Below are 9,437 nucleotides of genomic sequence, written 5' to 3'. Positions count from 1 at the left end.
TAACAAGCCGTTCTGACCAGCCTAAGTCTTAACTGGCTACGTTTTTTGAGTCACGACACCGGGAGAATGCGAAGCTAGTTCCCTGCTCTGTCGCTGGTAGTTAAACAGTCTTAAGGTCACTGAGACAGTGCTACGGGCCTAACAAGCTCATTAAACCTTGACCGACAAGCTAACTTTACCCCGCAAGGGAGGCTCGAAAGAGCAAAACACTATGCGTACAGGGCTGGGAAGTTTGAGGCGGTAATTGTCCCGTTGAAAGTGCAACACAAAAGCACACCGAGCCAACCAGTCCCAAGGCGGTAGTAAATCAAAAATGTAAAGCCGTCCTAAAAGGACGGGGTTTCTACCCATTTTTCTGATGATTTGTAATTGCACAAAGTGTTCTTGGGGCGATTCCCTTCGGGATAGCTTTGCTTCACGCAAATTTCTCACATCTCTACCTTAGCGACTACTATTGATTCAACAGTGCTCGCAATCTTTTAGATCAACTCACTAAAACTTGCGACCTGATGCAGCCAAAATACTTAAGAACACTCTCACGTGCAGTTTAAATTAGAGGTTATAGGCTAATGGCGCAGCGGAACGTATACTCGTCAAAGGGCGAGCCAGAGGATGTACAATCAGCAGAAGAAGTCCTCCACTCAGTAATGCAAGAACTGGACGCTTTGCATCAAAATGTCAAAGGCCAGTTAAATCAAGACATTACTCGGCTGCAAACTGAAAAAAATCACCTGATTGACGATATTGAAGACCTCCGGGAGCAATATCGCAAATTGCAGTCTCAGCAAATGGAATCTCTGTCTGGGCGATACATTCAGCAGCAGCAATTGTGGCTGAAGCAGTTGGCTCAAGTTTTGGCTCACAATTTGCAGGATTTGTTGGTGCAGCGGTTCAACGAACTCAGCGCTAACTCGGGACATTCTCTCAGCAGCCCGATTCCCAGCGGCGAGTTCCCGATACCCCTGCCGCCGAGCAACTACGACGAACGGGCGTCGGAATTGCTGGCGGCGCTGGATGAAAGGATCGATCGCAGTTTCCAGATGCTGGAACAAGATTTAACCAGTTACGAAAGCGAGCTTTCCGTGCGGCTCAACAACATGAAAACCCTGGAACTGCAAGGGGAAGAGCTGTTACAAAATCTCGTAAACCGCATCAGGGAAGAACTCGAAGAAGAAGAAACATATCTTGAGAATCCTTTCGACGCTCAAGATTCCTATCCCGAGGAATCAACTAATTCTGTTAATTCTGTCCGCCCGCAATTTCTCCCGCCCACACCTGCGGATGCGCCGCGGGAAGCCGTGCCGCAGCCTTCTTCAGTGCCTGCTGCACCCGCTAAAGCAGGTTCTCAAGTACAGACAGGTTTGGTGCTGGCTTTGTCTTCGGCGGTGGTATTGTCGCTGTTTAATGTTTGTTTAAGAATTTTGATTAAAGGCAAAAATCCTCGGATGGTTTTTGGCTTGTTTGAATTTCCGGGGGTGGTGACTCCAGGTTTTGGAAATTCTTTGTTGATTTTGTTGATGCGGCTGATCGTGGTGATGGCTTTGATGCCGATATTGGCGACATTTCTGTATCCTTCTGTTTGGAAAGATATTAGGCGGTTGTTCCAGTCGGGCGATCGAGCTTTGTGGGGCAAGGTTTTAGGAAGTGCATTTTTTCTGTTTTTGTCTCAGGTTTTGATTTATTTGGCGATCGGCAATATTCCGGCGGGGATTGCGATTACGATTTTCTTTATTTACCCGATCGTCACCGTACTCGGTTCTTGGCTATTGTTTGGCGCTCGCCCCAGTACGATCGGCTTTTTGGCGATGTTGGGAATTACCGCAGGTCTGATTTTGGCTGGGTCGCCCAGTTTTGCAGTGCAAGCTCCGGGCGGCGGCAATGTCGGGGCGGGAGTCACGGCGGCACTGGCTTCTGGGATTACCTTTGCAGGTTACGTATTGCTGACGCAAATGGCCGCGGGCAAGCTGCACCCGATTCCTTTTAGTTTAGTTAATTTCGCCGCAATTTTTGTATTTTCCTCGCTGAGTTTGTGGGTGCCGCTGTCGGAAAATTTGGCTCCTAAAATCGACCAAAATGTGTGGCCGGGTTTGATTGTGGGAGGCGTTGTTTTAGGGGTGCTGACGCTGTTTAGCTATCTTTTGAATAATTTTGCCATCCGCTTTGCGGGGGCGGCCTTAGCGTCAGTAATTGGCACTTTGGGGCCGGCGATGACCGCACTTTTTGCGTTTATAATTATCAATGAGAAGTTGCAGCCTGTGGCAATTCTGGGCATGGCTGTGGTGACATTGAGCGTGGCTGCTATGAGTGTGGAACGCATAATGGCTCCTCAAAAGAAGGCTAGTTAAGGCAAGAATTTGGGCGATCGGCTATTCAGAAACCCGGTTTCTTCAAGAAACCGGGTTTCTCTGTACTGTACCTCACGCTTACTAGAAAACGCTATATTACCAAATGCTTTATAGCTGCTATCAAATGAGTTGAACACAATTCTCTCTCTTCTGATTTCTGACTTGTGGCTTCGGACTCCTGACTCCAGATGTATTCTAATCGAATTGAGAACCGCTTTATACGAGTTGAGCAAACAACTGCATAAACCGTTCAGTATCCACATCCAAACAAGCCTCTACATTGGGGGGATTAGTTTCCTCATCTCTGCGATCGCGTCGATCGGCTAGTGACATTCCAGTCGTAAATCGTCCCTGAGTTTCAACCATCATATGTAGCGATTCTGTCGTTACCAAACTGGGATCTATTGCAACCGCCATCGCTAAGGGATCGTGTAAATAACACCCGTGAAAGCCTTCGTTGTCACGATAAAAAGCCATATAAATTCCCGTGCAATCGGCAATAAACTGGGTAACTTTTGAAGGACGACGCTGTAAATTATCTTCAACGACTTGGCGGGATAAAGGAGCTTTCATCGCCACATCTAGACCAACTAAGGTGAGGGGAATCCCCGATTCCATAACGACTTGAGCCGCATCGGGATCGACAAAAAAGTTAAATTCAGCCGCTGCTGAAATATTTCCCGGTACTGTAACAGCCCCACCCATGATGATGATTCGCCCGATTTTTTTCATGGTTGCGCCATCTTCCTGAATCGCTGTGGCTAGATTTGTAAGCGGGCCTAATGCAATAATGGTCAGATTATCGTACTCTTGAGCTGCCTCGAGCAGCAGATCGATAGCATTCTCTGTAGATGGCTTAGTAGTAAGTTTGGGATAGCGAGGTGTACCATCAGCTTCCTTAAATTGCTCCAACTCACCCAAACCATCTGCACCATGAATTCCTGCTGCATTGAAGGTGGGTTTCACCAGTGGTTTTTGACAGCCTTTGGCAACAATGGGCGAAGTATCGGGTTCAACAATACTGATGACGCGCAACACATTATTAGCTGCCTGCTCGACATTAATATTGCCAGCGACAACGGTGACGGCTTTCAGGTCTAATTGGGGTGAATTCAATGCCATAATCAGAGCCAAGGCATCATCAACACCACCGTCTGTATCTACTATTACTGGCACGGACTGATTTGGAAGGGCGATCATGCTAATTACTGCTCCATAAAACTAATCACAAGGCGATATAAACCCTGGCTACACAGGCGGAACCCGTAAAGCAAGGGTTGAAAGTCTCTTTACTTGTAGACAAATCTGCCTTCGATATGGCTGTCAAGATTTTGATGATGACTAAAGTATTCTTCAACCACATCCTGGCAAGATGTTGTGACTACTTTTGGATCGGCTAATTTTGTTAATTCTTCATGGGTTATGCCTAGAGTATGCTCTGAATTTTGGAAACGATAGCCATCCATACAAATGGTATAGTGTTTATCGTCTTGTACAGGTTGTCCATTAATGCTCAAAGATTCAAGCTTTTCTTCCGCGTCTCTATAAACTGCCTCAACACCTTTACTGACCTGAAGATACTCACTTTCACCGGGGATTCTGTTTTCCAGTCTCATAATATGTGCGAATATTTTAGTGAGTTGTACCCCTGTAACGCTAAATTTATGCAGAGGATCTTCGTAAGGGAAGATTTGTTTAAGATCGCTCAATGTCACTGGCGGGCCTAATTCTGTTCCCCGGATTGCACCACTGGCTACAAAAACTACATCTAACCGATCTAATTGGGCAAAAATATCAGCGAATAAGTTACCCAATTCAGTTTCTTCTTCACGCTTAGGATGAGTCAGTTTACGGGCTAATCGTCCAATCAGTCGATTGTACTTACGATCTACATCTTCTTTGAAAGTAGCAATCAGCTTTTCGATTTCGGTATCTGGCTCAGCCAGATTATTATCTACAGGCAGGAGTTGCCACTTCCATTCAACGATGCTGTTAGTATCGTCATCCACTACAATATCGAAACGCCCAATTTGGTCTGTGCCAACTCCGGCTTGTGCTATGAGAATGTTGTTAACTTCCGCAGGTTGTTCTAAAAATGTGTGGGAGTGTCCGCCAATGATCATATCTACACCCCATTCCGGGTCTAGTAATGCCGCTAGTTTTTTATCCTCTTCAAAACCGATGTGGGTCAGGATGACTGTTAGGTCAATGTCATCATTTTTGTAGGCGTTGCAAATTTTACCAACTTCTGATGCAGCATCTTCAAGACCTACAAATGTGCCAATACCGCTGTCACGTTTTAAGGTCTTAAGAGCTTCTTCAGTAATAATCCCGATGAACATAATATCGAATCCATCTACATTGAGGATGATATAAGGATTCATCAAGCGCTTGTTGTACTTTTTGATATACAAGTTGGCATTCACGATCGGAAAATTTGCCATTTTTTCCAGGAACAGTAAGTGAGGCAACCCATAATCCAATTCGTGATTTCCTAGCGTCACTACGTCTGGAGCTAGGTAATTCATAATTTCTATGGTTGAAAGACCTTTATACTCCACATCAATCGTAGAACCTTGGAGCATATCACCAGAAATAACAAAAAGCACGTTTTTTTCTTCCTGGCGAACTTTATTGATATAGCCTGAAAGCAGCGCCATCCCACCAATTACATGACCCTCTGCTAGACCCGTAGCTTCTGCGAGAAAGTCTCCGTGCATATCATTTGAATGCAAAATTGTGAAACTTTTAAACCGTTCGGTGAACGTCATAGTCTTTTACCCCTGAATATAATTGTTGAGTTTTGTAGTAAGCGGAATTTTGCTTTAAGTCACAAGCAGCACTTCAATAAACCGATTCCAGGTTAACGGCTGTCCTCCTGTGCGATCGCGCAAAAATTCCACTTCCTCCTGAGTCAGGGGCGGTTCTCCTACACTAGAGAGCGCCGTATTCATTTCCTTGGTGCTGATCGATTCATCTTCGTCAGCATCAAGCGGTAGAAAATACGTGACAAATTCAGTGTACCTCGACATGAGACGGCGGTGACGCAGCATTAATTCGCCAAACTCTTCAAAATCGATTTCTCCACTGCCATCGCGATCGATCGATTTGAATAAATACGTTAACTCACCCTCGTTGAAGGCTTTTCCTGCTGATTGCAGATGTGTCGCTAATTCGTGAGTTGAAAGTTCACCACTGCGATCGCGATCGATGGCATCAAAAATATAGCGAAGGTTGCCTTTGATTTCAGGAGATGCCTTTTCAAATAGGACGTTATGACGTTCCCCCTTAATCGCCGCCGTCAGTTGTTTGCGAAAGCGGGTGATGATGTCGCGAGCAACCAGGAAACGCTGTCGGTGTTCTTCGGGAGTGGCTATTGTATAAAGCGAGACGGGTACCAAGGAGGGCAGCGCTCGCTGCACGATCAGCAAACATCCTACCGTCACAATGGCAAAGGGCAAAGCCATCACAGGCAACTTAGCCACAGAGAATAGGGGGAACAACAGAAGGCTGGCGATCGATGCCAGGAACGCACAAGCTGCACCCAGCGAAATACTCAGGAGGTTTGGAGCGTAGAACATTCCGCCGATCGCCACAGCAGTAAGAACGGCGTTATAGCCCAAAAACCCGCTATACAGTTGATTGGGGCTGGCTCCAACTAGCAAACCTGCCAGCAGGTACATGGCACAACCCAGCAATCCAACCATTGCACCGATCGGAGTGGAAATGACAACTGCCAGAAAAACCAGAAAGATGGAAATTAGATTGTCTACGAAAAAGACTTGCCCCAGACTAACAGGGAGGGATTGAGCCACTCGCCAGACATCTAGTGAAACGGGAGGAGCAAGGGGAGGAGGCGAACCCATATTAAAGAAGGGTTGAGGCACAACCGCAATCAGGAGCAGGAAGGCAACCAAGACTACATGAACAGCGATGCCAAGCGGAGCGACTCTGAACCGGGTGGCAAACCATGTCCCCACTGTCTGCAAGACAACGGTTGACAGGGCAGAAAGAACAATTGCCGCGATTATCCAACTGGGATTCCAGACACCTTTGCCACCAAGCAGCCCGAAAAACGCCAACGTTGCACCAATCAACAGCCCATTCAAACCAAAGATGCCATTTTGAATTGTACCGCGCTCCAACTTGAGGGCGATCGCCATTAGGTTAGCGGCGGCAGTCCCCAGTAAGCTCAGGGTTCCCAGCCAGGGAGATTGGATGAAAATGGCAATGATAATCAGCAGCCCACTAATAGGATTATTAACAAAAATTGCCTGTCCAATGCCGCGCAAGGTAGCATTGAAAAAATTCAAAACAGGCTGATTGGCAAGCCTTTGATTGAGTGGCTGCATGGTTCCTAGTGCCGGAATTCTCCAAGCTGAGCGATCGGATAAGTCTGTCTCAGATTCCAGAATGTGGGAAATCAGTTCGTGCAAAGGTAGGGGTTCATTATCTGGAGTTGCCATAGAAGATCGATCGATCATAGGAGTTACGCACTGTACAAAAATAATGTAAATTATGAGGTTTGGTCATTTCAAGCGTTCGTGACATACCCCATTTGCTCCGACTCGTAGTGTGTTCGGTGCCCGCAATGACTATTAACTGTACCTCACTGGGTGGGGAAACGCTATATATCAAATCTATTCGTTATTGTATAACGGAACATCACTCCGGGACGGGTTCACCAATATCTTTAATTACTAAGCTGTTAGTCATTTAAATTTCTTGCCTGAACCCCTTACAGTATGGGGTATAGACCACAAATAATGCAGTTTAAATGTGGAACAGCTTAACCCAAATTTTCATAAACCCGCGCCGCCAGACGAAGTATAGAAACGGACACAAAATCAAACAACAGAAACAACCACTCGAAAACCCACAATACTAGCCTTGCAATCCGGCTGATATCTAAGACGGCACGCGCTGCGACAATTCGGAGGACGATCGTTCCAAGAGCCCCCCCGCAACAACCTTAGCGAAAAGTCGCCCCCCGACTGCCAAACACTCCCGTCAGCCGGCGCGCCGTTGTAATTATTGTGCCAAGAATCCGCACACCATTCCCAAACATTGCCGTGCAAATCGTACAATCCGAAAGCATTAGGTTAAACATACCAACCTCTGTGGTTTGAAAGCGGTAAACTCCCTCCGGCCCATCCACGTAAGTTGAATTCCCATTATAATTTGCCAAATCGCTAGTAATCGTTTCCCCGAAGTGAAAAGCCGTCACAGTTTTGCCCCGACAAGCATATTCCCATTGGACCTCGCTGGGCAAACAATATTATCTTGCCAGTTTTCCGATAAAGTCTAGCGCAAAACTCCACAGCCTCGTACCAAGAAACATTTTCAACTGGTCGATTTGCACCTTTAAAACGGGAAGGATCGGGATTGAGAAACATTTTAATTTCCGGCAAAGCTGCAACTGCCGCCCACTGCGCCTGAGTGACAGGAAACTTGCCAATATAGAAAGCTGCTAAAGTTACTTGGTGCTGCGGTTTTTCATCGCTGTCGCCCTCGTCTTTGGGGGGAACATATGAAACAAGTACCGCTAGGAACGGCTACCATTTCCATAACTTTACCGCTGCCGATAATTTCCTCAAAAAAACGCGATTTGCTTTTATTAACATTAGTTGGGTTGCCGCGCTTATCTACTGTCACTACCTCAAATTCAAAAGTTTTATTACCAGCAACTTCTGATCTATTTCGGTTATTATTAGGTGAATTAGTATTAATTGTTTTGCTGTTTTTATTGGGAGGATTGGTATTGAGTTGCAAACTCGTGTGGCGATATTTTACAGCAAGTTGCCCTCTCTTTGCCTCCCCATAATTAACCGCAAGTTGCCCTCCTTTGGTCAGCAAAGAATTGACAGCAAGTTGCCCTCCCTTAACAGCGGGCGGTTGGGGAGGTAAAGAAGAAAGATTCAAAAGTTTGATAACTTCATCAGCAGATTGATACCTATTTTTGAGAGAATCTTGAATCAATTTATCTAAAACTGTTCCCAGTTCGCTGCTGACTTTTGTACCGGGCGGCAATTTTTCTCTCCAAATCCAGCCGCCGTTAATCGGGTCATAAAGGTCATCTGAACCGTCAACTTTTGGCAAACATTGAGTTAGCAGTCTCAGGCAAGTTATCCCCAAACTGTACAAATCGCTTCCGGGGAAAACTTGACCGCGCATTTGTTCCACCGGCGAATATCCGGGCGTGCCCACCGTCGTGCCTGCTTTGCTCACCAGCGAGTCCGTCACTTGTTTGGAAACCCCAAAATCGATCAGAACTAAGTCTCCCCTTCCTCCCCTTTTGAAAGCGGAATTGCGCAAATTTCCGGTTGTTGGTAGAGATGAGTTGGGGCAGGTGCGGCGGCGGATGATATTCTCAAGTTTGATGTCTCGGTGAATGACATGGCGATCGTGCACAAATTTCAGAATCGGTAAAATATCTGCCAGCAACTGCCAAATTTTTTCTTCGTTAAAAGCGCCCTGCTGAGTTAATTCAGCCAGTAAATTTTGCCCTTCAATCAATTCTTGTACTAAATAAAGCCGCTTGTCTTGTTCAAAATAAGCAATTAATCGAGGAATTTGGGGATGTTCGCCGAGTTCGTAAAGTCGTTTCGCTTCTTGCTTAAACAGTTCTGTAGCCTTTTGAAGTGCTGATGTTCCCTGAACTTGGGGGAAAAACTGCTTGATGACGCAGGAATCGTCCATGCGATCGGTATCTACCGCTTCATAAGTTCTGCCAAATCCCCCTTCGCCTAACAGTCGAATCACGCGGTAGCGGTTTCTGAATAGAGGGCTGAGGTGAGGCTGGCCGCAACTTTGACAAAATTTAGATTTGTCGGGATTGAAAGGATTAGAGCACCTTGGATTCGAGCAGTAGAACATATCCTTGGGGAAGAAATGATCTGGTTAAGGTTATAATATACCCTTTCTGGGTTTTAGTAGTCTTTGACAGAGGACAGTATAGTACAACTTGGCGATCGCCCAACCAAAAAGCGATCGCACTCTCTCTCAAGAGCGTTCGGGCTACAGACAACAAGAGATCGTACCGAATTGAAGAGCGATCGAGCCAGTGATAATTTTGAACTCTTGGGTATTGAT

The 9,437-nt window shown here is 46.1% G+C and carries 4 protein-coding genes and 1 pseudogene; 1 reads left to right on the top strand and 4 read right to left on the bottom strand.

The features are described 5' to 3' along the window. Nucleotides 1-569 precede the first annotated feature (569 nt). Nucleotides 570-2,345, top strand: coding sequence for an EamA family transporter (locus QUB70_RS13290; protein ID WP_332980933.1), 1,776 nt, complete (start codon nucleotides 570-572; stop codon nucleotides 2,343-2,345). 216 nt (nucleotides 2,346-2,561) lie between these two features. On the opposite strand, the gene QUB70_RS13285 is transcribed toward QUB70_RS13290, so the two are convergent. From QUB70_RS13285 to QUB70_RS13255, 4 genes and pseudogenes are all read right to left on the bottom strand, one after another. Continuing rightward, complete coding sequence (locus tag QUB70_RS13285) at nucleotides 2,562-3,545, bottom strand: nucleoside hydrolase (RefSeq protein ID WP_332980931.1); 984 nt, start codon at nucleotides 3,543-3,545, stop codon at nucleotides 2,562-2,564. Between the two features lie 89 nt (nucleotides 3,546-3,634). Beyond that, a complete protein-coding gene (locus QUB70_RS13280; protein WP_332980930.1) occupies nucleotides 3,635-5,116 on the bottom strand; it encodes a bifunctional metallophosphatase/5'-nucleotidase in 1,482 nt (493 codons plus the stop codon). A gap of 54 nt (nucleotides 5,117-5,170) precedes the next feature. Then, entirely contained in the window at nucleotides 5,171-6,829 is a 1,659-nt protein-coding gene (locus QUB70_RS13275; RefSeq protein ID WP_332980928.1) for an urea transporter, read from the bottom strand. 363 nt (nucleotides 6,830-7,192) lie between these two features. Beyond that, a pseudogene (locus tag QUB70_RS13255) lies at nucleotides 7,193-9,221 on the bottom strand (SUMF1/EgtB/PvdO family nonheme iron enzyme). Between the last annotated feature and the right edge of the window lie 216 nt (nucleotides 9,222-9,437).

It is taken from the genome of Microcoleus sp. A003_D6, from assembly GCF_036702825.1.
Taxonomy (GTDB): Bacteria; Cyanobacteriota; Cyanobacteriia; order Cyanobacteriales; family Microcoleaceae; genus Microcoleus.
Note: the sequence above shows the minus strand (reverse complement) of the source record. Positions and strands in the feature narration are given on the sequence as shown.